General features: G+C 35.7%; 13 protein-coding genes. 7 read left to right on the top strand and 6 right to left on the bottom strand.

Features of this window, described 5'->3' with window-relative positions; genetic code table 11:
- Positions 1-16 precede the first annotated feature (16 nt).
- From QOX35_RS12740 to QOX35_RS12710, 7 genes are all read left to right on the top strand, one after another.
- Positions 17-1,552: a RagB/SusD family nutrient uptake outer membrane protein gene (locus QOX35_RS12740; protein WP_283687239.1), complete on the top strand. Its 1,536-nt coding sequence runs from the start codon at positions 17-19 to the stop codon at positions 1,550-1,552.
- Between the two features lie 76 nt (positions 1,553-1,628).
- On the top strand, positions 1,629-3,923 hold the full coding sequence (locus tag QOX35_RS12735; protein WP_283687238.1) for a GH92 family glycosyl hydrolase: 2,295 nt from the start codon (positions 1,629-1,631) through the stop codon (positions 3,921-3,923).
- A 54-nt stretch (positions 3,924-3,977) separates the two neighbouring features.
- Positions 3,978-7,586: a glycosyl hydrolase gene (locus QOX35_RS12730; RefSeq protein ID WP_283687237.1), complete on the top strand. Its 3,609-nt coding sequence runs from the start codon at positions 3,978-3,980 to the stop codon at positions 7,584-7,586.
- A gap of 29 nt (positions 7,587-7,615) precedes the next feature.
- Positions 7,616-9,691 (top strand): glycoside hydrolase family 20 protein, encoded by a 2,076-nt coding sequence (locus QOX35_RS12725; RefSeq protein WP_283687236.1) that lies wholly within the window; start codon positions 7,616-7,618, stop codon positions 9,689-9,691.
- A 33-nt stretch (positions 9,692-9,724) separates the two neighbouring features.
- Positions 9,725-10,888, top strand: a complete 1,164-nt coding sequence (locus QOX35_RS12720; RefSeq protein ID WP_283687235.1) for an acyltransferase family protein — start codon at positions 9,725-9,727, stop codon at positions 10,886-10,888.
- Between the two features lie 831 nt (positions 10,889-11,719).
- Complete coding sequence (locus tag QOX35_RS12715; protein WP_283687234.1) at positions 11,720-12,730, top strand: LLM class flavin-dependent oxidoreductase; 1,011 nt, start codon at positions 11,720-11,722, stop codon at positions 12,728-12,730.
- A 299-nt stretch (positions 12,731-13,029) separates the two neighbouring features.
- Complete coding sequence (locus QOX35_RS12710) at positions 13,030-14,025, top strand: acyl-ACP desaturase (protein WP_283687233.1); 996 nt, start codon at positions 13,030-13,032, stop codon at positions 14,023-14,025.
- A gap of 498 nt (positions 14,026-14,523) precedes the next feature.
- On the opposite strand, the gene QOX35_RS12705 is transcribed toward QOX35_RS12710, so the two are convergent.
- From QOX35_RS12705 to QOX35_RS12680, 6 genes are all read right to left on the bottom strand, one after another.
- Positions 14,524-15,288: a hypothetical protein gene (locus QOX35_RS12705; protein WP_283687232.1), complete on the bottom strand. Its 765-nt coding sequence runs from the start codon at positions 15,286-15,288 to the stop codon at positions 14,524-14,526.
- 21 nt (positions 15,289-15,309) lie between these two features.
- Positions 15,310-15,588, bottom strand: a complete 279-nt coding sequence (locus QOX35_RS12700; RefSeq protein WP_283687231.1) for a hypothetical protein — start codon at positions 15,586-15,588, stop codon at positions 15,310-15,312.
- A 258-nt stretch (positions 15,589-15,846) separates the two neighbouring features.
- A complete protein-coding gene (locus QOX35_RS12695; RefSeq protein ID WP_026626729.1) occupies positions 15,847-16,272 on the bottom strand; it encodes a hypothetical protein in 426 nt (141 codons plus the stop codon).
- 553 nt (positions 16,273-16,825) lie between these two features.
- Entirely contained in the window at positions 16,826-20,221 is a 3,396-nt protein-coding gene (cas13b, locus tag QOX35_RS12690; protein ID WP_283687230.1) for a type VI-B CRISPR-associated RNA-guided ribonuclease Cas13b, read from the bottom strand.
- A 1,802-nt stretch (positions 20,222-22,023) separates the two neighbouring features.
- Positions 22,024-22,182: a hypothetical protein gene (locus tag QOX35_RS12685; RefSeq protein ID WP_283687229.1), complete on the bottom strand. Its 159-nt coding sequence runs from the start codon at positions 22,180-22,182 to the stop codon at positions 22,024-22,026.
- Between the two features lie 475 nt (positions 22,183-22,657).
- Positions 22,658-23,002 carry a hypothetical protein gene (locus QOX35_RS12680; RefSeq protein WP_283687228.1) on the bottom strand — a complete coding sequence of 115 codons (345 nt, stop codon included), beginning with the start codon at positions 23,000-23,002 and terminating at the stop codon, positions 22,658-22,660.
- Positions 23,003-23,193 lie beyond the last annotated feature (191 nt).

Raw genomic sequence — 23,193 nt, 5'->3', positions numbered from 1 at the left:
TTCAAAATTATTGATTATGAATAAAATATATATAGCATGCCTATCTGTAATGTTGTTATTCTACTCATGCAATGAGAGTTTTTTGAACCTCAATCCCGAAAGTAGTTCTACAGAAGCATCGTTTTATAAAACAGAAGACCACTTCAATCAGGCTATAAATGCTGCATATGCAAGCATGCGCACAATTATAAACATTGGATACATTGTTGGCGAAATGCGATCTGACAATACCCATTATACACGCAACAACAATGAACGAATGGATAGCAATTCATTCCGTGAAGATGTTGCTAACTTTTTAGTTACAAGTCAGAATTATACGGTTTCGGAACTATGGAGCGGATGTTACAATACAATAGCCCAAGCAAATACAATATTAACACGTTTAGACGCCACCGATTTGTCCGATACTTTCAAGAACCGAATAATCGGACAAGCCAAATTTATGCGAGCTTGGGCTTACTTCGAACTGGTTCAGTGTTATGCTCGCATACCAATACAATTAACTGAAGTAAAAACTGCTGATCAGGCTTTTCCCGTACAATCTACACCGGAGGAAGTTTATGCGGTTATTATCGATGATGTAAAAGACGCAATAGACAAACTCGAAACAGTTGAATTTCCACAAGACGGTTCTGCAACAAAAGGGGCGGCCAAAATGCTATATGCATATGTATTAATGACCAAACCAAGCCCGGATTACTCAACTGCTGAAAGTCAATTAGATGATGTCATAAACAAAATGGGATACGACTTATTGCCTCATTATGCAGATGTGTTCGATACATCAAAGAAAAATAGCGTTGAGCACATATTTTCTGTACAGTATCAGATGGGAAATCAAGGACAGGAAAGTAACTGGCTTTATCTCTTTATGCCTCGCACAAAAGAAGGCGAACTCATTACTGGTGTGGAGTTCAGCAATACAACATCCACCGGAGGATGGAATGTACCTACAAAAGCCATGATCGATTCATACGAACCAAATGACTTGCGTCTCGACCCATCTGTGGCCATCGCAGTAGGGACAATAGAGAACGATGCATTGGTAGTTGCAAATGTATTCAAAGTAGGAGACCCACGTATAAATAATTATGAAACTGCACTTCCTTTTGTAAACAAATATCGTCACACACATACCAATATTTTCAATACTGACGATAACTGGCCGGTTTATCGCTATTCGGATGCATTATTGTTGATGGCAGAATGCCTTGTCGATCAAAATCGCGGAGCGGAAGCTGTTCCATTTGTAAACAGAGTACGGACACGTGCCGGATTACCTTCTGTATCGGTTGTTACAGCAGATGTTGTAGCCAATGAACGTAAGCATGAATTGGCTTTTGAAAATCATCGTTGGTTCGATTTGGTACGTACAGGCAAAGCAATAGAGGTTATGACAGCGGATGGAGCATATATCAAATCGATAGATAAGGATGTTTCGTCAAGAGCATATAATGTCAAAAAAGAGAATCTTATATTACCTATACCATATAGGGAATTAAGAATAAATAAAAATCTTACACAAAACCCAGGCTCCGAACCTCAGTAAGAGTTATAGGATTATACTCAAAACAGGAGGGCTTCTATAAGAGAACCCTCCTGTTTAAAATCAAAAACAATATTCCATGAAGTCAGATATATGTATTTATACCAAGATATTGGTATTGATATGCTTTTTATTTATAATGGAGGCCTCTTGTAAAAGTCAAAACACTTATACCGAAGAGTATAACCTCACGAAATATGTTGATCCATATATAGGAACAGGTGCTCATGGACATGTTTTTATGGGGGCTAATGTCCCATTTGGCGCTGTTCAGTTAGGCCCTACAAATATTTCTCATGGTTGGGATTGGTGTTCAGGCTACCATATTTCCGATTCCACAATTCTCGGTTTTGCTCATATGCATCTTAGTGGAGTTGGTACAGGAGATCTGGGAGATATTGTATTGATGCCGGTTACAGGATATGTAAAATTAAGAGAAGGGATACATGGCGATCAATCTTCGGGCATGTATTCTTTATTTAACAGAAGTACAGAAACGGCAACTCCGGGATATTATGCTGTACATCTCAATAGATACGATATTGATGTTGAACTCACAGCGACGAGAAGAGTTGGTTTTCATAAATATATATTTAAGAACAAGGCTGCATCAGATCCTCGTGTTATCATAAATCTCGAAGCGGGTATAGACTGGGATAGCGCCACTGAAGGGTATTTAATACAAGAAAACGATACGGTTGTTTCAGGCTATCGTCTTTCTACAGGGTGGGCAAAAGATCAACGAGTTTATTTTACCGCTGTGTTTTCAGAGCCAATCAACAAATTCTCCGTATCAGACTCTGTTTCTGTAAAAGATGGAATCTCTTTAACCGCAAGGAAAGTGTATGGACAAGTATTTTTTGCCTCCTCTACGAAAAAGAAAGAAATATTAGTGAAAGTTGCTATTTCTCCGGTCAGTATAGAAGGTGCTAAAAGAAACTTACAGGCAGAACTACCCGGATGGGATTTCGAGAAGGTTAAAGATGAAGCCAATAGAGCATGGAATAAAGAGTTGAATAAAATAAATATAAATACGAACGATTCGACCGTCATACGCAATTTTTATACCGGACTTTATCATACTATGATAGCTCCATCTGTTTTTTGTGATGTTGATGGGGGCTACTTTGGAGCCGACCTCAAAAATCATTATTCAACAAGTTTTACCAACTATACAACTTTCTCTCTCTGGGATACCTACCGTACTGCTCATCCGTTGATGACAATTATTCACCCCGAAATGATGCCGGATATAATTAATACCATGCTTCAGATTTATAAAGAACAGGGGAAACTGCCTGTTTGGCATTTGGTAGGAAACGAAACTGATGCTATGGTTGGCAATCCAGCCATTCCGGTTATAGCAGATGCATATCTCAAAGGTGTAGTAGGGTTTGACAAAAACCTAGCCTATAATGCTATGAAAACATCGGCTCTATTAGACGAAAGAGGATTGAAAGAATACAAGGAATTAGGCTATTTACCTTGCGACAAGATGAGAGAATCTGTTGCAAAAGGTTTGGAATATGCTCTTGCAGACTGGGCATTGGCCCAAGTTGCAAAAGAAAGGGATATGAAAGACGACTATGATTATTTTTTGAAAAGGAGTAATTCTTTTGCTCGATATTTCGACAAAAAAATAGGATTTATGAGAGGCATTATGTCTGATGGTAAATTTAGAGAAGAGCCGTTAAATCCGTTTTTATCGGCGCATAAAGAGAACGATTATACCGAAGGCAACGCATGGCAGTATACATGGTTAGTTCCCCAAAATGTAGAAGGGCTAGTTAACTTATTCGGAGGCGAAAATGAATTTATACAAAAGCTTGATTCATTATTTGTCATCGAGGGAGATATGGGACCCAGTGCTTCAATGGATATAACCGGACTTATAGGACAATACGCACACGGGAACGAACCAAGCCATCACATTCCATATCTGTTCTCGTATGTAGGTCAGCCATGGAAAACAGCAGAAAAAGTCCGTAAAATAATGACAGCTCTCTACCACGATCGTCCTGATGGTATTTGTGGAAATGAAGATATTGGACAAATGTCGGCATGGTACATTATGTCTGCTTTAGGATTTTATCCCCTTGCTCCGGCCGGAGGCACCTATGTATTCGGAAGTCCGCTAATAGAAAGAGCTACCATTGATCTGGGAAATGGGAAAACATTTGTCATTAAGGCGAATAATAATAGCCCTCAGAATATATATATACAGAATGTTTCACTTAATGGAAAGGCTTATACGAAGTCATACATTAATCATGCGGATATTATTGCAGGCGGTGAGCTTATATTTGAAATGGGAAGCATTCCATCTGAAATATTTGGTGTAAAAACAACCGATAGGCCTCAGTCAATACAATGAATTTTGCTCTATAAAATGATATTTCATTCTTTTAGTATTAAGAATATTATGACCATGAAGACTCGAATAATATTACTTCTTTTTGCTTCAATCTGTATTCTTCAGATCAAATCACAAACACAGAAGTATAAAGGATACCCTTCGCAGAGACCTGATATTGATGTGCTTGGGGAATTCAAGTCTCCACCAAAAGGATATGGAAATGTTCCTTTCTATTGGTGGAATGGCGACGTATTGAATACAGAAAGACTCAAAGACCAGCTCGATATACTCTCTTCGGCTGCTATAGACGGGTTTGCTGTAAGTTATATCCATCAAGATCCTGAAGTAGACATTAAGGCTCATAAGAATGGTTTCGGCTTGTTCGGCAAAACCGAACCGGGAGAGCCTAAGATCTTTTCGGAAAAATGGTGGCAAATATGGAAATGGTTTACCCAAGAATGTGCCAAAAAAGGTCTCGGCGTGGGACTAGACGACTATACAATAGGGTGGATCGGCAACGGATATTATCCTGATAAACTAGTAGAAGATTCCAAATTTAAAAATTATAAAGGGAAACTCGAAATACAATCCATAGCGATAAAAGAGGATAGTACCCTTAATTGTAAAATTCCACCAAATATACTCGCAGTTGTTGCCTATCCGGGAAAAATAGATTTGAGTAAATATATTAACGAGGGCAGATTGCTGTGGAGAACTCCGAACGGAAAGTCCTGTAAAGTATATATTATAACTACAAGTAACAGTTATGCATTACACCCCGATTATGGGAAAGAACTCGTTGATGTATACTTTGCTGATTTTGAGAAGAAAGTGGGAGATGCGGCAAAGGCAGGAATGAATTATTTCTTTCAGGACGAATTGTCGTATCCTATCGAAATTGGTTCGTGGTCGGAAGATTTCAGAAACGAGTTTGAGAAAAGAAAAGGATATGATATTCTGCTCTATCTGCCGGCTTTAAAAGAAAATATAGGCGATATAACACCTAAGGTACGTATCGATTATTGCGACGTTTTAATGGATTTGGCAGAAGACCGATACTTCAAACCAATATATAACTGGCATGCCGAAAGAGGATTAATATACGGTTGCGATAACTTGGAAAGAGGTATAAACCCTTTAGCATATGTTGATTATTTCAGAGCAAACAGTTGGTATACAGCACCGGGTAACGATGCTCCGGCAAGGGGGTCGAGTTTTATGTCTACAAAGGTCTCGAGTTCGATAGCTCATCTTAACAAACGTCCTCGCACCTGGCTCGAAGCATTCCATAGTATGGGGTGGGGGAGTTCGGGCTCATGGCTTACCCATCAGATTGATCATCACTTTATGGCAGGTGGCAATCTTGTATGCATGCATGGTCTTTATTATTCTACCCATGGAGGCTGGTGGGAGTGGGCGCCGCCCTGTTTTCATTTCAGGATGCCTTATTGGCCTCATATGAAAAAATGGCTCGAATACACCCAACGGTTGAGTTATCTTATGAGTCAAGGACACCATGTGTGTGATATAGCACTCATGTACCCTACCGAATCGATGCAAGCATATTCGACCTCGACTCCTAAGCAAGTATTTGATTTAGCTCAAAAAATGAGTGACGGAGGACTCGATTACGATTTTGTCAACTATTCGTTTTTGCAGAAAGCTACTATCGAAAAACAATCTATATCTATTGCCGATGAAAAATATAAAGTAATAATATTGGCGGATATGGAGGCAATACATCACAGTTCACTCTTGAAGATATTAGAGCATTACCGTGCCGGAGGTATTGTGTTAGCTACAGGAAAACTGCCTAAAGCAAGCACTCTGTCTGGAGAAAACAGCAACGAAGTTGATGCTATTGTAAAAGAGATATTCGGTCTTACATCGGCTCAAGCATATGATGGAAAAACTGCTCGTAAACAGACAAATTCAGCGAATGGAGTAGGTTTGTATCTGTCTGATATGGACTCTTTAAATTCTGTTGTGCAGTCATTGATTGTTCCGGATTTCAAACCAAATGGAAATAGAGGAAAAGTACTTCATCGCAAAGTTGGAGACCGTGATATATACATGGTAATGGATGTCCCTAAAGATACAGAATGTTTTTTTCGAACAACAGGGAAAGTTGAGCTTTGGGATACCCACACTGGCAATATGCAAGATTATCCCGTTGTTCGTCAAACAAAAGATGGAACCTATTTATTGCTAGAAAAAGAATCTGAAAATTCATACTTATTCGTCTTCTCTCATGGAGAACCTATACTTGCCAATAAAGTGCAGAAACAAGAACAATTAACCTCTGAGATTTTATTGGATGGAAAATGGGAGGTAGAACTGTTACCTACTATGAATAATAAGTGGGGTGATTTTCGCTTACCTGCATCAGAAGAGTTGATTGGTGCTGAAGCTAGGTCTTTTCGTAATAGTCCGGCTACAAATACAAAGGCCGATTGGGTCAAATCGGATTTTGACGACTCCCGCTGGCCGGAAGATATCTATGGTTATGGTCCACAGGCTTTTCTCGACACTGTGTCAAAAGATATTTCTATAACAGATGCGATTCATCAGACAAAAGAAAAAGAGAGCGTCCTTTATAATTTCTCATGGCAATATGGAGTTTGGGATAACCCCGGTTCGCAGGGTATGCACGGGCTGAAAGGGAAAGTTGACGACCGCTTTTTTATATTAAACAGCGGAGGTCATCAGATTTACCAGACGTACATTTATGCACCCAACAATGGCATATATAAAATTCAAATAGACGGAACAAGACCATATACGATTTTGATAGATGAGAAAAAGGTGGATGATCGCTCCATACTTGCAAAAGGTTGGCATAAATTATTGATTGCATATGCTGATACGAAGCAAATAAATTACACAATGGAAAGAGGTGCCCTCCACGACTTTAGAGATAGAAGTGCTGTGGTATTATTTCCGGATACAGCTGTCAAGCCAACGAAAGATTCATCTTATTTATCTTCCGTTTCTATGCGCTGGCTGAACACAAAGCATTTGATATATGATCCTTATAGAGGTAAATATAAGCGTTGGAATTACCGTTTTCGTTCTGTTCCCGGTCTCTATGAAATGGAATTTAAGATAGCTGGTTGCGGTCTGAAAGTATGGATTGATGGAGTAACTATCCCTAAAGAGTATATCCGGTTACTTAAAGAAGACATGCAAGGAAGTAATATTTATCGGGTTACCTTACCTCATATACAAAAGGAAGTAGGGTGTGTTGCCTTTTCGGTCGAACGGAAAACAGGATATCAAGGGACAGCTGTGTTGTGCGAACCAATTAAATTACGAACTGCAAAGGGACTTATGAAAATAGGAGATTGGTCTAAAACCGGAGCTTTGAAATATTATTCGGGGGGAATGTATTACAGAACGGATTTTTCACTAGACTCTTTGTCTGGGAATATGAAAGCTATGCTAGATCTCACAGATGTGATTGCGACTTGTGAAGTTAAGATAAATAGTCAGTCGGCTGGAATATTGATGAGTCCTCCTTATCAAGTGGATATTACACCTTACTTGTTACCGGGTATTAATAAAGTTGAGATATTGGTCTATAGTACCTTGGCTAATCATTACCAAACTATACCGACTCCATATCGCAGTACTCCCGAAGCCGGACTAATAGGCCCCGTAAAAATAAAGATATATAACTAGTTGTATATTACTATAAAAAACAATTAATCATGAATAAATATAAATTGTTCTTTTTTATTTTCGCACTGATGAATATTAGTCTTTATACTTGTTATGGAGCTGAAATAGAAGATACAGGCTCTATTAAGATTATACCCTTCCCTCAGGAAATTGTTCTTCATAAAGGGAAATTTTGTATGACATCAGCTACGCCCATTTATACAAATCTTGAAGGAAAAGAGAAAAAGCTGATTCTCGATTTTGTGAAGCAATCTCCTCTTCGGTTAAGTAATGAGACCAATAATACAAAACAGGGAGGTCTACAATTGATTATTACAGAGAATAAAGGGAATATTCCTGAGGCTTACCATTTGACAGTCAGTCCTTCAAGTGTCAAAATTGAGGCGTCAGCAAGCGTAGGAATCTTCTATGGTTTGCAATCTCTACTTCAGCTTGCGGAACAATACGGAGCTCAGAATATTCCGGCACTAACAATCCACGATACACCGTATCTCAACCATCGCGGATTAATGATAGATGTATCTCGTCATTTCTTCTCTAAAGATTTTCTGAAGAAACAATTGGATCTGATGGCTTATTACAAGATGAATCGTTTTCATTGGCATTTGGTCGATGGTGCGGGGTGGCGTGTAGAGATAAAAAAATATCCTCAACTTACACAGCAGGCTGCATGGCGCCCATACGAAAATCTTGTGGAGTGGTCTGATAAAGGACGGCAATATTGTGAAAAAAGCTCAAACGCCTACGGAGGTTATTATACTCAGGAAGATGTAAAAGAAATTGTAGCATATGCTTCGAGCAAATATATTACAGTGATTCCCGAAATAGAGATGCCGGGGCACAGTGAAGAAGTATTGGCTGTATTTCCTCAACTATCATGTGCCGGAAAAGCTTATGTCAATAGCGATTTTTGTATAGGTAATCCAGAAACATTTATCTTTTTAGAAGATGTATTGACCGAAATAATGGCTTTGTTTCCTTCCGAATACATTCATATAGGAGGAGATGAAGCAGAGAAAAAGGGTTGGCAATCCTGTTCTAAATGCGCAGATTTAATGGAAAAAAAAGGTTTGAAAGATGTGGATGAATTGCAAAGCTATATGATTCATCATATCGAAAACTTCTTAAACAAAAACGGGCGCAGACTTTTGGGATGGGACGAAATAATGCAGGGAGGATTAGCCCCAAATGCAACAGTGATGTCATGGCGTGGCGAAGAATATGGTATAAAAGCTGTACAAGCGGGGCATGATGCCATTATGACCCCTATAAAATATTGCTATTTCAACTTCTATCAGGATGCCCCTGAATCGCATGTGCTATCTTGGGCAGGATATACACCCATTGAGAAGGTTTACTCTTACAATCCTGTACCAGACTCTGTGAATGTCGAAGAGAAGAAACATATATTTGGTGTACAAGCGAATGTGTGGACGGAATATATACCAACAGAAAATATCGCCGAAATGATGATCTGGCCGAGAACATTAGCTATCGCTGAAACTGGCTGGACACAACCGGATAGAAAATCGTTCAGCCGATTTAAAAAAAATGCATTGAATGCTGTCGAGTACCTGAAAAACAAGGGCTATACTCCCTTTGATCTGAAGCATGAAGTAGGTGAGCGTAAAGAATATTCTGATACTCTGAAACATTTGGCCATAGGAAAGCCTGTTGAATATAAACAGCCATTTTCGGATGAGTATCCGGCAGGAGGAAAAAATGCATTAGTAAATGGTTTACAAGGGGGATGGTCGTGTGATAATAACCGATGGCAAGGTTTTATAAACAATGGGATGGATGTTGTTATCGATTTGCAAACTACGCAGACCGTTCATTCAATACAAGCTACTTTCATGCAAGATGCCTTTGGTTGGTGTTGGATGCCCAAAGATGTGGAAATATACACTTCGGCAGACAGCCAAAACTTCACATTACTTTCTACTGTCACAAATGATATTCCATTTACACAGGTAGGTTTCTTTCTGAAAGAATTTGCATGGAAAGGAAATGTAGAGGCTCGATATATACGGTATGTTGCTAATCCGGACAAAAGCAATACAAAGGTAGGATTTATCTTTACCGATGAAATCGTTGTAAGATAATCTATTTCAATAACTAAATCAAGTTGTAAATCAATGTCAACAAAACTTGTAAACTTAAATAATCGACTTTTATCCTTAGATGTAATGAGGGGGATAACCATTGCCGGTATGATTATGGTAAACAATCCCGGATCATGGGAATACGTTTATGCTCCATTGAGGCATGCAGAGTGGAATGGGCTAACGCCAACCGATCTGGTTTTCCCTTTTTTTATGTTTATAATGGGAATATCTTGTTATGCCTCGCTACGTAAATTCGATTTTGAACCTACTAAACAGGTTATTAGCAAAATATTGAAACGAACATTTCTTATTTTCTTTGTCGGATTATTTCTAGCATGGCTTGGGTTATCGGTTTCCACTTTTTTTCAATTGAAAAGCACAGGTTTGCCATTCTTTCATCTTCTGGAACTTTCAGTAACGAACTTTGAACATCTTCGCATATTGGGGGTAATGCAACGATTAGCTCTTTGCTATGGAGTGGCATCTTTGATTATTATATTCGTTAAGCATAGGTACATTCCATATATAATTGCCATAGGCCTTGTCTGCTATTTCTTGATTCTTATTTTTGGGAATGGATTTCAGCCCGACGAAAGTAATATTTTGGGAATAATAGATCGCTATATTTTGGGTGAACAACACATGTATACAGAGCACGGAGTAGAACCCGAAGGTATTTTGAGTACTATTCCATCTGTTTGCCATGTATTGATCGGTTTCTTATGTGGTAAAATGTTGATAACAATCAAAGACAATAAAGACCGCATGTTAAATCTGTTTTTATGTGGAACTATACTTCTGTTTTTGGGCTTTTTGTTAAACTATGGTTGTCCGATTAATAAAAAAATCTGGTCACCTACCTTTGTCCTTACTACATGCGGATCGGGAGCATTGTTGCTATCATTGTTGATCTGGATTATTGATGTGAAAGGATATAAATCGTGGAGTCTTTTCTTTCAATCCTTCGGAGTTAATCCTCTTGCAATCTATGTATTTGCGGGTATAGTCTCTGTTTTAGTTGATTCTATTCCTTTGAATAATACTGGATTTGGTTTTAAAAGTTGGTTATATGCAATTCTAGCAAGGAATATAGACCCTTATCTAGCTTCATTTTCTTTGGCTTTACTATTCATTGCGGTTTGTTGGGGATTGGCACATTTTTTTTACAAAAAGAATATATATATAAAGCTCTGATATTTGATATTAATATTAAAGACAAAGAAGCTGTCACAAAATTTGAGTCTCAGCTTCTTTGTCCATGATTTTTTGTTTATACTTGAGTCCTAGTACAGCTGCATGGGCATCTAACAACTTCTACTTTCTAAGCAGAAGTTTACATTGACAAAACTACTACTGAAAGCCAATTTATTATATGTAAAATATTGAATTATAGAGAATAAGCTACGATAAAAGTGGGGTCGGATAAGCCTTTTTGACCGCTTTTTAATGGTATTTTTTGCTAAGGTCTGAAAACAAAAAAGTCCTGAATTCTGTTGAATTCCAGGACTTTTCTTCGATTTGTAAATCTTCTTGGCGATATGGACGGGATCCATTATTTTTTAGTTAAATAGCTACATTTCAAATATTTGCGTCACTCGTTTTTTCTAAGGTGAACACTTTAGGATATTTCAAAATATCACATTTTGTCTTAGTATTGAACACACTTGTCCGTACATTAATTACTCATTACAAATATAATATATTTTAATTGCATACTAAAGCTTAAAGAATTAATAAGTATTATCTTTTCAATCTATGTACTCGTATAGCCTACAATATCAATTGGTATTCTTATCTTAAATGCTATTTTCTCTAGCCTTTGTTTAAAACTGTTTTACATTATGAACTGTTATATACAAACACAAAGGCTTGGGTATAGTTTACTACGACCAAGTTAGGACCTAAAGTTGTTGGGCTAAAACAGTACATATTCTGTAAACCACATGAAGTAAAGGATCCCTTTAATGTAATAAATCCCTGATATAATAAGATAACAGGCTTTATAAAGATTTAATAGCAGAAAAAATGAACAATAGTATTAGTATTTCTTTATTAGATTTGGGTATAGTAGTAGAAGGGCAGGATATTCCGGATGCACTTAAAGAAATTGTATACAATGCACAACATATTGAATCGCTCGGATATAAAAGAATTTGGATAGCTGAACATCATAATACGGCAAGTGCTTCTACTGCTGCCACTGCAGTTTTAATAGGCCATATTGCTGAAAGAACAACGACATTGAGAGTAGGTTCCGGAGGAATTATGCTTCCTAATCATACACCTCTAGCTGTTTCTGAACAGTTTGGTACACTGGATATTTTATATCCCGACAGGATTGATTTGGGGTTAGGACGGGCACCGGGAACAGACCAATTGACAGCCGCTGCTTTGAGGCGTAATAACTTATCTACAACATATCATTTTCCGGAAGATGTTAAAGATTTACAACAATATTTCAGCAAAGAGAACAGCAGCTCAAAAGTCCGGGCTTTTCCGGGAGAAGGACGGAATGTTCCCATTTGGATATTGGGATCCAGTACAGACAGCGCTTACCTTGCTGCCGAATTAGGACTACCCTATGTATTTGCTTCACACTTTGCTCCGGCACTTTTATTGACGGCAATAGACATCTATAAGAACAATTTCAAACCCTCGGTATATCATGACAAACCTTACCTGATGGTTGGTGCGAATGTAATTGTGGCCGATACAAACGAAGAAGCTACCTTTCTGGGAACGAGCTTACAACAACTTATATTTGGTCTTATTACAGGAAACCCCACTAAGTTACTGCCACCTGTCAAAAAATTACCTTTGGCTTTTTTTCGTTCGGATGTGAAACAGTCCTTATATAATATGTTGGCCTGTACATTTTGTGGCGATAAAGAAAAAGTAAGGATTCAGATAAGAGATTTTATGAAAAAGACAGGTGCGGATGAATTATTTATTACCAATTACATATATGATAAAGCTGCCCGTTTTAGATCATTTGAATTATTGGCGCAAGCTATGGAACTAAAATCGTCGACATAATGCAGGATATAGATTAAACGATTTAATATCTCTACCCAACAGAAAATTTTATCATAAATCTGTTATAAAGAATCGGATGTAATCAAATTTATGGAAAGCCATATGAGCCGCTTACATGATAGATGTTTAACTATTAATTACTTGTAGAAAATGATAAAATAAAGTAATTTAATATTAGGGCTTAAAAATAATTTTACCTTTACAGCACACCAGCCTTTTACTGTAAAAGATGCCCCTTCTCGAAAGTTTCTGAGAAAAAGAAAAGATCAGTAGTAGAAGGCATTAATTAATATAATACAATGTCAATTACAAATATTCGATTAGAAGTCATGCACTTCTTAGAAAAAAATGTCGATCATTTTATTACTCAGTTTCTGGTTCCTGTTGAAAAAATATGGCAACCGACTGATTATCTTCCTGACTCAGAGAAAGAAACTTTCTTCGAAGATGTAAAAGAATTACGCGAACTGGCCAAAGAGCTTCCTTACGATTTCTGGGTCGTATTGGTCGGAGACACCATCACAGAAGAGGCTTTACCCACTTATGAATCATGGTTAATGGAAGTAGAAGGTATAGACAATGTAGACGGCGAAAAGCGTAACGGTTGGTCAAAATGGATCAAACATTGGACAGGTGAAGAAAACCGTCACGGCGATTTATTAAACAAATACCTTTATTTATCCGGCAGAGTGAATATGAGAGAGATTGAGCAGACCACACAACATCTCATCAATGACGGTTTTGATATTGGTACAGGAAGAGATCCGTACAAAAATTTTGTATACACTAGTTTTCAAGAATTGGCAACCTTCATTTCACACAATCGTGTAGCAGAAATAGCTAAAAAAATGAGTAATGAGAAATTGTCTAGAATGTGTAAACGCATTGCAAGTGACGAAATGAGGCATCACCATGCTTACAGTGAATTTGTAAGGCGCATATTTGAGGTAGACCCGAGTGAAATGATGCTCGCTTTCCAGTATATGATGAAACAAAAGATAGTTATGCCTGCTCACTTCCTTAGAGAGTCGAAAGAGAAAATAAGTACCGCCTTCGAACAGTTTTCAAATGCTGCACAGCGCATCGGGGTATATACAGCCGCCGATTATGTAGATATTATGCAAAAATTGATAGACAAATGGCAGATAGATAAGATTTCAGGATTAACAGATGAGGCAGAACGTGCCCGCGATTTTCTGATGAAACTTCCCGCACGTATGTCTAAGATATCAGAACGGTTGGTTATTCCAGTTGATTCTTATATTTTCAAATGGGTACAACCTGCTGTGAAATAATATACTTATTACTAGTATAATAGGAAATTTCTGTAAAGAGGTTTCCTGTTTTATTTCTGGGTAATTTCTATTTTAGCTTGTAACTATATTCTTCTCTTTGAATGATGGACAGACGAATGTAAACACTTGGAACATATCAACGCAAAATATATGGGTGAACTCAAATATTATACAAGAACACATCTGCAAAAGCTACTCGAGGTAAAACATCCTATATCTGATTTTCCAAATAAAGGTTAACTCTATGATTAAAAAGAAACGGATGATAAATAATTTAATTTATTTACCCTCTGGAAATTAGATTATTTCTGTAACGAAATTTGCTTAGGCAAGACGTATTGACTATAATCATCGTCATAGGACGAGAAAAAGGTGCTACCAAGTTCTTGGGAACACCTTTCGTTCAGGACAACATTCATAGGCTTCCGTAATCAGCTATGATGTTGTGCCGGAGGGGGCAGAAATGCTCCCCTTATCTTTTTCCTAATTAATACAGTTTTATTCATGCACTGCACATTTATAAATATTTAAAATATTACTAAGGCTATTTTTAAGTAATATAAATTCATCTCTAACTTCATCAATCATTGGGTTATTTCTATCTTCTGCTTCTTCTGCTTCTTCTGCTCCTGCATTAATTACTGGATAATCAGGAGGGTCTATTTCTGCCATAGTCGGAATAATCTCTATGACATTTCGTATCCTCAAATCATAAAAGAATAATATCTGTTCTGCATACGCTTTCCCAAAATTATAAAATTCTGCTTTTTCATCTTCATCTAAATCAGAACGAAAATTAAGTTTTATAAATTGGCGTATTGAATAATCTAACACTTTTATATTCATAATAATAGCATCAAAAGACACGCTTGGAATAGAGGTGTTATATATTTCACTATAAAGATTATTTAATTCAAATACTCCTTTACCCTCATTTATGCCAATTGCACTGTTAAAGCGAAACCTGAATGCACTATTATTATTCAATATAATAGTCTGTAGATTTAGAAGTTTATTGTAATTATTTTCTTTTTTCTGATTATCATTTATTCTTATTTGTTCTTTGAGAGTAAGATACAACAGAATTATACTAATTAATCCTACAAATGGAGCAGTAATTCCTCCAACTGTATCTCCAATATTTCCCGTTTCAGTGAAATCTAACTTATCAAATAATGTTTCTCTGGTTAGTAGAAAAGGCATCACAAAAATCAAAAGTATTGCAATAGAAAGTTTCCAATTTTCTTTTATAAATTTCATCATAGCATTGTTTTATTACCCTGTTTATTCTTCTTTTTGTGGTTTAATATGAATTGTTCCTTGTCCGCAATACCAATAAGTTATTAAGATAAAATATTTATTCGAAATATTTTGTAGTTTTTGTAATTCTTCTTTACCCAATGGGTATAAATCCCGACTACATTCATATATAGATACTGCCTTTTTAAGATAATCGTCATAGTTTCTATCTACACCATCATATTCTTTTGATGCTTTTTTTGCAGTATCTTCATCTTCGCTCCAAAAAGTAATATAATGCCAATCCTTCTCATCCCAACTCATAATTAAGTTATTTATGGTTTAAATTAGCAAATTAAGTTATGAATTAATAAGTTTCAATCTATTGCCTCTATAAAACATCGTAGGATTAATAAAATACACCCTATTTTGGTAAACAGTAGCCCAACTGTGATGCATTGTATTAGTTGTCATTTTCTTTAATCCCTCATTCTTGCATATCTCCTTTAATCCCTTGTTTACATTCTCGTAAAACCCTTTCGGGTCACGATATCTGTTTCTGAAATTGAACAGAAAACCATCTTACCCTTTGTATTTCTCAAACAAATCCAATATTTCAGGTCTGAGAGTAACTTCGGTATAGGCATCGTCTCTGACTGTGCGTATTTTATGTCTGTAATAGCATAGTTTACCATTCTTTAAGCGGTAATTCGCCATGTCATATAAATCAATGGTATTGATCCTGACCATAAAAAGCATCAATTTAGCTACGTCCTGTGCTATTTCCTCCTTTTTGCCTTTAGGCTCTGCTGCGAATAATATTCTGATTGAATCTATATCGGAAGCTTTCTTTTGTGGTTTGTCGCATTTAGGTATCTCCAGTTTATAAAAAGGATTATTGGCAGTAGCGATAATATTAATCTCATAATCGTTGTACTTATCACGTCCCGCCTCAAAAATAGCCTTCATGTTCGTTGGATATTTCTGTTTTGCTCTGGCTGTTCCCATCAGAGTTTGAATTCAAGCTTTTAGCTCTTTTTGCCTTATATCCTGAAAAGTAAGGTTCTTATCTGTAAAATGTTTTTTGAAAGATGTCAGGGGCATCGGAATAACCTTCGGCAGTCTTTTCTCTATTGTCCTTTATGAGCTTCTTTATATATTCCTCACAAAACGGATAGAGAGGGGGGTGAACATCCCTCCTACAATCGTTTACCAATCTATATTTCAAGTATATTAAGATCTCTTGGGTGAACACTTTGGGATCAAGAAAAAGTCTTCTATTTTCTAACTTTTGTCTGTCTCTTTTGGAGTCTAAATTCCTATTACAAATATAGGAAATTTTATAATAAACTCCTCCTTTTACGTCATTTTCCTACTAGCAAGAAAACAAGTGATATAGACGGGACTAGAACTAAAGTCAACTAACCTACTATATAATAGATTTTCACAAAGCATATGGAATAGATCATGGATAAGCCCTGAAACGATTGCTTTCTTGGATATACATTCCGTCTTAGAGATGTCCATTTGCCTATCTTTTAACAAAAAGAATCAAAAAATACTACAGACTAATCAAAGAATTATTAAAAGAATTAAATACACGCAACAAGTAATCACCAATTAGTTCAGTCTCATTTCGGGGTAATTGAGCGTTTATTATATTATATTCCGGTAATCCCGGTAATTGATTATGAGAAAGCCTATCACGGATAATAGTTAAAGGATCTTTATTGTCTTTTTCAAAATCTATCCTCTTCTGTGAATAATAATATTCTATATATTTTTTGAAGTGAGGATTTCCTTCTTTTAGTAATTTATCAGTTTCATTATTTTCTTTTGCAATCGCATAAATGGTATCTTCCAGCTTGTGTATAGCTTTAAATAGCTCATGCTTACGCATATACTCATAATTGTCGACTTCCTCTATAAGCTCCTCTATTCTTGAATAATTCCGATCAGAGTAACTTAACAGTTTTCTTACACGTTCATCTTTTTCTAATGCTCTATATTTACCAACATCTTTGAGTCTGATATTCGTCACCGGAATTTCCCCACCAAATAATTTAATGTCAATTCTTCTTTCCAATAAATTAGATATTCTATATATATTTTCGGAGCAATCACCCTTATCTCTCTGACTCTGGCTGTATGAAATCTGGATATTTTTCTGAATATTATCACGTTCAAGAAAAGCATCGGATAGTGTTACATCTTCAGTAAATTTTATCCCTAATTCTTCAAACAGGAATTTTACTATCTGTAATAAATAATAATCTTGCCTGGCTATTTTGCGAATACGCTTTTCATTCGTAACGATACGTTTTTTCAGTTCGGTGTCAAAATCAGCTTTGTCATTAATGTTTTCAGATATATTGAACTCCTTCATCTCTACTACATTTTCATCTATATTTTTAATGCGATAAGCTCTCGGATATCTATAGAATACTTGCTTCGGAGCATCTTCTGCCAAGGCAAACCATGTCTGACGCCCTTCCTTGTTTCCTTTTGATGAAAATTCTTTTTTATCATCGAACAAACCTCGTGGTAAATTGACCGGCTTTTGAAGTAAATTGCTGTGATAAGCAGTGTCTATGTAGGAATACTTGCTTCTATCGAAATGATCAAATATTTTGTTTATCTCTTTGCGAATAGCCTTCTGTTGATAGTTTCCTGTATTATTTTTAATTAGTAGAACATAGCTGCTGAGAAGCTCCTTTTTTTTCTTCAAATAAGAATTGTAAGCGTCAATAAAAATTGTTTTTTGAAAGATTGCTTCTAAAGGAGGGTATTGAGATATGCTAATTCCCATCTCATCTTTGAGAAAGCTTTCTATATCTAGTTTTTTCTTATCATAAAAAGCCAGCAATGCTTGTAATTCCGCTTGATGGCGACCTTTCCAATTTTTACGGTCAGCTTTAGAGACATATCTCTTTATGTCCTTTGCCAACCAGTTTGCAATTTCCCCAATTTCTTTAGAGTTCAGAATAAAAGAACTTTTTGAAGTATTCAGATTTTTTTTCTCTCTCTTCTTTTGTTCTTCTTTTTTTGAATTGAGCCAAATAAGTCTTTGATCACAATCTTCAATTTGTCTCTTGATGGCATTTTCCAACTTGAGATAATCTATTTCACCATTGGTCTTATTCTCTTTAAGACTTCTTATAAAACGTTTTGGGGCATTCTTATCAGAAAGTGGACTATTACATTCAACCGTTTGGATAAATTTATATTGACTTTGTACCTTTCCCAATATCCTGTTCTCTATTCCAACGCCGATGGGATTTGCAACTAATTCTTTCTCCGAATTAGGATGCTTCTTTTTCTTAGAAGCTTCTTGCATAAACAGGTATATACAAGCTGCAAGTTCATTGATGCTTAGAAACGCATGGGGAGCATCCGGGCGAATTATTTCATTAACTTTTAATTCATTTAGAATTTCAGTTTTTCGAGTTCTATCAATCGGGAAGTTCTGTTTCTCGGTAAATTTATCCAAATAGATAGGTATATTATTATTGTCAAGTACATAACTTACATTGGGGTATTGTAACCATCCTTTTATTGGTTTTTCATCAAGTTCAGACTTAGTTGCAAAATATTCTTGTTTTGCTTTATGAACCTCCGATAATTTCCCAAATACTTTTATTTCTTCTTTAATACTGCGTTCTGTTGTAGTTTCTATACCTCTAAATGTTTTTGTACGTGTATCATGGTTATATTTACCGAGTCTTAACTGAAAACGCAAGGACGGGAAGCATGCAAACTCATCTAAGAAACGGATAGCAAAATAAGGGAATCTGTCCTGATAACGTTTTCGAATAATTAAGTGACTTACACGAGATTCTTCAGGCGTATTGCCGTCTTCGTCATTATCTTTGAAATATTCATTTCTATCCATGACAAATTCTTGTTGCTTATCTTCCGGAAGAACATCGAACAACTCGGCAGGGCATTGACTTAATTCATCCACTATCTGTAAAAGGAGAGCTTCTTTGCTAAATTCACTCCGTAACGTATAACGAATACCTACATAACAAAAAACGGTATAAGTCCAGCGTTTAACTAAGTATCGTAATTGGTAGCTAGCCTTAAAATTAGTAGTGTGATCCAAAAGATCTTCGGCATCTTTCCTTGATAAGAAGAGGCATAGAAAAAAAATAAAACCATTCTGACTGAATTTGCCGTCTTTTTCCGATCTTTCTGATCTTTGGCTGACCTTGAGAGAAAAGCCTCCGGTGTCTTTATCCTTGTCTAAAATCTCCGATACTGCCCGGTTTAAATAAATACTATGAAAATCTTCTTTCTTATATGTGGAATGTTTCTTTTTAAACTGCTTAATATCGAAACCATCCTTTAATTTCTCAGCCTGGCGTAATGCCTCAACCTCTTGATTATGCTTAATGAATTTTTTTTCAGCTTCTTTGTAATCTTCTTCAAATTGTTTGGGGAAAGCCGGTTTATAGATTGCATTTCTCAATCTACGATTACGCACAGTATTAGCTGCTTGTAACATTAAATAATCCAGTACAGGGAAAACCTTTTTATCTAAATCTTTTTCATCATGGAGCATGTGCGTGTAATAATGTCTCAATATCATTAGGCTTTCATATAGCAAGATAAGCTCACTCCGAAAAATATCCCGGGTTACAGGTACATTTTCTTTATAAGATATTTCTCTTACAAAAGGTAAGAAGTTGGACAATAATGAGGTGCGATAGTTCCAATCTGTTTGGCTTAGTTTATCATTGAAACTGTCATTAATCCAAGAGATGGTTTCATCTTCATCATTTTTGCCTTCGTTAGCTCTATTCACACCGTGTCCTATTCCACTTCGTTTGGCTAATTCTACCAATGCCGTTCTAAAGTTGAGATCTGCCTGATTCAAAAATCCCGCAAAATAATGTTTATCTGTTTTATTCGTATAATCGTATGTCACAGATACTCTTTCGGTGTGTCTCTCCATGATTATTTCAGTATTAGGTTACTTCTATAATGATCTATTAAAGAAATAAAATTACTGATATTTCTTTAACTTCTAAGAAGTTTCACATCTTTTTTATAAACGAAAAAGGCTATCTCTTCAATGATTTAAGAAATAAAAATTAGTATGGTGTAACTACCTTTCAAATATAAGGCTTTAAGACCTCTCGTACTTGACTATTTAATAGAGAAAGATGTAGTTTCCTTTCAAGTATAAGGGTTCAACATCAAGAGGCAATTATTAAAGGAGAATTTGATTGGTCTAATTATCCTTCAAATATAAGATTTTAACACCCAACCAGCATGGATAAACTACATGACAAATGGTGTATCAACCATTCAAATAAAAAGTTTCAACACATCCAATAAGACTATACCAAGCATAACTACAAGTGTAACGACCTTCCATATACAGCTTTAACACCAACCAAAACCTTAATAGAATGAGAATGATGGTGTATTTACCTATCAAGTATAAGGCTTCAATACCACGTCGACGACGATGTTGACATCGATGATCGGTGTAACTACCGTTCAAATAGAGATCTTTAACACCTATCAGCAAACAAATACCAAACCTATAATGGTGTATCTACCTTTCAAATCTAAGGTTTTAACACCAATAGGAAACGATTTAAAGATAGAGGTATGGGTGTATTCACCTTTCAAATATCAGGCTTTAAAACCCGCTGAAAAAAAAAGCGTCTCAAAGAAGAAGGTGTAACTATCTTTCAAATACAAAGCTTTAACACCAATCCAAGTTATTGAGGGTAGCATAGTTCTAGGTGTAACTATCTTTCAAATAGAGGGTTTCAATACCTAAAGCTATCCGATTTTATTAAACCATATAGGTGTATTTCTCTTTCAAATATAAAGCTTCAATACCCTAACCTTTAATCCTTACCACAATGAAAATGGTGTAATTACCTCTCAAATATAAGACTTCAACACCCAATCAATTGGGGCGATTGCAATAGATTAAGGTGTAACTACCTTTCAAATTAAGGTTTCAGCACCAAATATGAATATACTAAACGCATACGCAAGTGTACTTACCTTTCAAATACAAGGCTTCAACACCCGAATGCGGGTTCCGGTTCCCGCCTTGCTTAATGTAACTACCTTTCAAATATAAATCTACAATACTGAATATGCCTTATATCTTTTTTCAAAGGTAAAACTTAAAAATTATTCTTAGTAATATTTCTCTACTTTTGAAAAAATTCTGTTGTTAAAGTTTTCGTCTACAATACTCGGTCAATAGTTTTCAAATTTACGAAAACTTGCTGTCTTGCAATTCGGTATATCAGATAAAGACATATAAATTGTAATAGTAGCAAGTTAAGATAGTATTTCGAATCTGGTGAAACTAAAAAGCAAAACACACTAAATCGACTACGGATAACCAACTATTGTTGTGAGACAAGAAAAGGTATTACAAAGAAATTGTGACGACTTCTACTAGGGCAACACTCATTGGCTTGTAATCAACTATGATGTTGTGCTGGAGGGGAACAGAAATGCACCCCTTATTTTATACAATTTTGTAATTCACCAATGTTTGATCTAATTCTCTTTTCCTCTCCATTAAAGGGTTCTCTTCTCCTACAAAAAGATTTTCTGGGTCAATTTCATGCATCCTTCGCCTGATATCAATCTTACCATTAATTCCCATATCGTAAATAAAGATTATTTGGTTAGTATAAGATTCACAAAAAGTATAGAATTGCGTTTTATTTATAATATCTAACTCTGATTGTTTGCCTTTAATAAATGTCTTAATGATCAATCTAATAATCGGATTTCTGGCATGACACGGCTAGCTATATCCTTTCTGTCGGGGAAAACCTCAAATGGAATACTTTTTACATAGATATTCCATTTTTGGCTATCTCTGAATTTCCCTTTATCACTGTCCGTTAGGAACAGTTTATAATTCTGCATAGTTTGTGTATAAATAGAAAAAGCCCGAAATGGATTTCTCCATTTCGGGCTTTGTGCCTCTGTTATCTATACAAACAAATATAGAAAAATTATTTAATTTCAAATTGAACAGTATTACTTTTAACAGTTTGTTTTGGAGTATCTTTTGTTGCTAAATTTGTTAGTTCTAGTGTGGCTGTATATTTTCCATCAAATACTAATTCATCTATAAACATATCATTAAGATCGCTTACTAGCCGTACATTCTCTTTTTTATGCTTTTTAAATATAATGAATATAATGAAAAATAGGACGTAGAATTGTTCTACGTCCTATTTAATATTAATACATATTTCTTAATATCATTAATAAGTTTGTTTTCAAATGTAATGCAAAATAGGAAGCATATACCTCTGCTTCCTATTTTATAACGAATAAATTCTTTACATCCTAAATAGGTTGTCTATTTATGAATCTCAAGTATATGTATACTGTTTTATTTTATTTCAAACTGTATTCTATTACTTGTAAAGAATTTCTCTTGCTCTTTATCTTCTTTGAATGGACTAGCAAATTGAAGTTCTGCTTCGAAAGGTCCGGAAAGTTGGTTTACATCCAAAAATGTCAACATAGCTTTAAAAATCTCATTTATGCTTTTTTGAGCTTTCAACTTTGAATCTTCTTCAAAATTATCCATAAGCAATGTCCGATTCCAATTACATAATTTTCCATCTTTATAGATATTTAGAGTCCAACCTCTGTAAGAGTATGGGATCGGTGGATGTGGTTCGTATTCTATTATTTCAGAACTATTGTTTAGTATTGTTAAATATATTTGCAAATCAAAACTTTTAAATGTTTCGTTAGCGATAACTGAAATAGAATCTATTTGTATAGATATTGAAGTGTAAATAATACTTGAAAAGTATACCACCAGAATAATTCAAAAGTATACCACCTATGGGAGTAAAATAGGATGATTTAACATTCATTTGGTTGTTAAGATTCTTTATTTTATTAACAAATACTAAC

The sequence above is a fragment of the Dysgonomonas sp. Marseille-Q5470 genome (assembly GCF_951230145.1).
Lineage (GTDB): Bacteria > Bacteroidota > Bacteroidia > Bacteroidales > Dysgonomonadaceae > Dysgonomonas.
The sequence above is the reverse complement of the archived record's forward strand: the minus strand, read 5'-3'. Positions and strand labels throughout refer to the sequence as shown.

Bases quoted from the DNA above. Each gene is read 5' to 3' on its own strand.
- QOX35_RS12740 (WP_283687239.1), top strand. From the start codon at position 17: ATGAATAAAATATATATAGCATGCCTATCTGTAATGTTGTTATTCTAC.
- QOX35_RS12735 (WP_283687238.1), top strand. From the start codon at position 1,629: ATGAAGTCAGATATATGTATTTATACCAAGATATTGGTATTGATATGC.
- QOX35_RS12730 (WP_283687237.1), top strand. From the start codon at position 3,978: ATGAAGACTCGAATAATATTACTTCTTTTTGCTTCAATCTGTATTCTT.
- QOX35_RS12725 (WP_283687236.1), top strand. From the start codon at position 7,616: ATGAATAAATATAAATTGTTCTTTTTTATTTTCGCACTGATGAATATT.
- QOX35_RS12720 (WP_283687235.1), top strand. From the start codon at position 9,725: ATGTCAACAAAACTTGTAAACTTAAATAATCGACTTTTATCCTTAGAT.
- QOX35_RS12715 (WP_283687234.1), top strand. From the start codon at position 11,720: ATGAACAATAGTATTAGTATTTCTTTATTAGATTTGGGTATAGTAGTA.
- QOX35_RS12710 (WP_283687233.1), top strand. From the start codon at position 13,030: ATGTCAATTACAAATATTCGATTAGAAGTCATGCACTTCTTAGAAAAA.
- QOX35_RS12705 (WP_283687232.1), bottom strand. From the start codon at position 15,288: ATGATGAAATTTATAAAAGAAAATTGGAAACTTTCTATTGCAATACTT.
- QOX35_RS12700 (WP_283687231.1), bottom strand. From the start codon at position 15,588: ATGAGTTGGGATGAGAAGGATTGGCATTATATTACTTTTTGGAGCGAA.
- QOX35_RS12695 (WP_026626729.1), bottom strand. From the start codon at position 16,272: ATGGGAACAGCCAGAGCAAAACAGAAATATCCAACGAACATGAAGGCT.
- cas13b (WP_283687230.1), bottom strand. From the start codon at position 20,221: ATGGAGAGACACACCGAAAGAGTATCTGTGACATACGATTATACGAAT.
- QOX35_RS12685 (WP_283687229.1), bottom strand. From the start codon at position 22,182: ATGCAGAATTATAAACTGTTCCTAACGGACAGTGATAAAGGGAAATTC.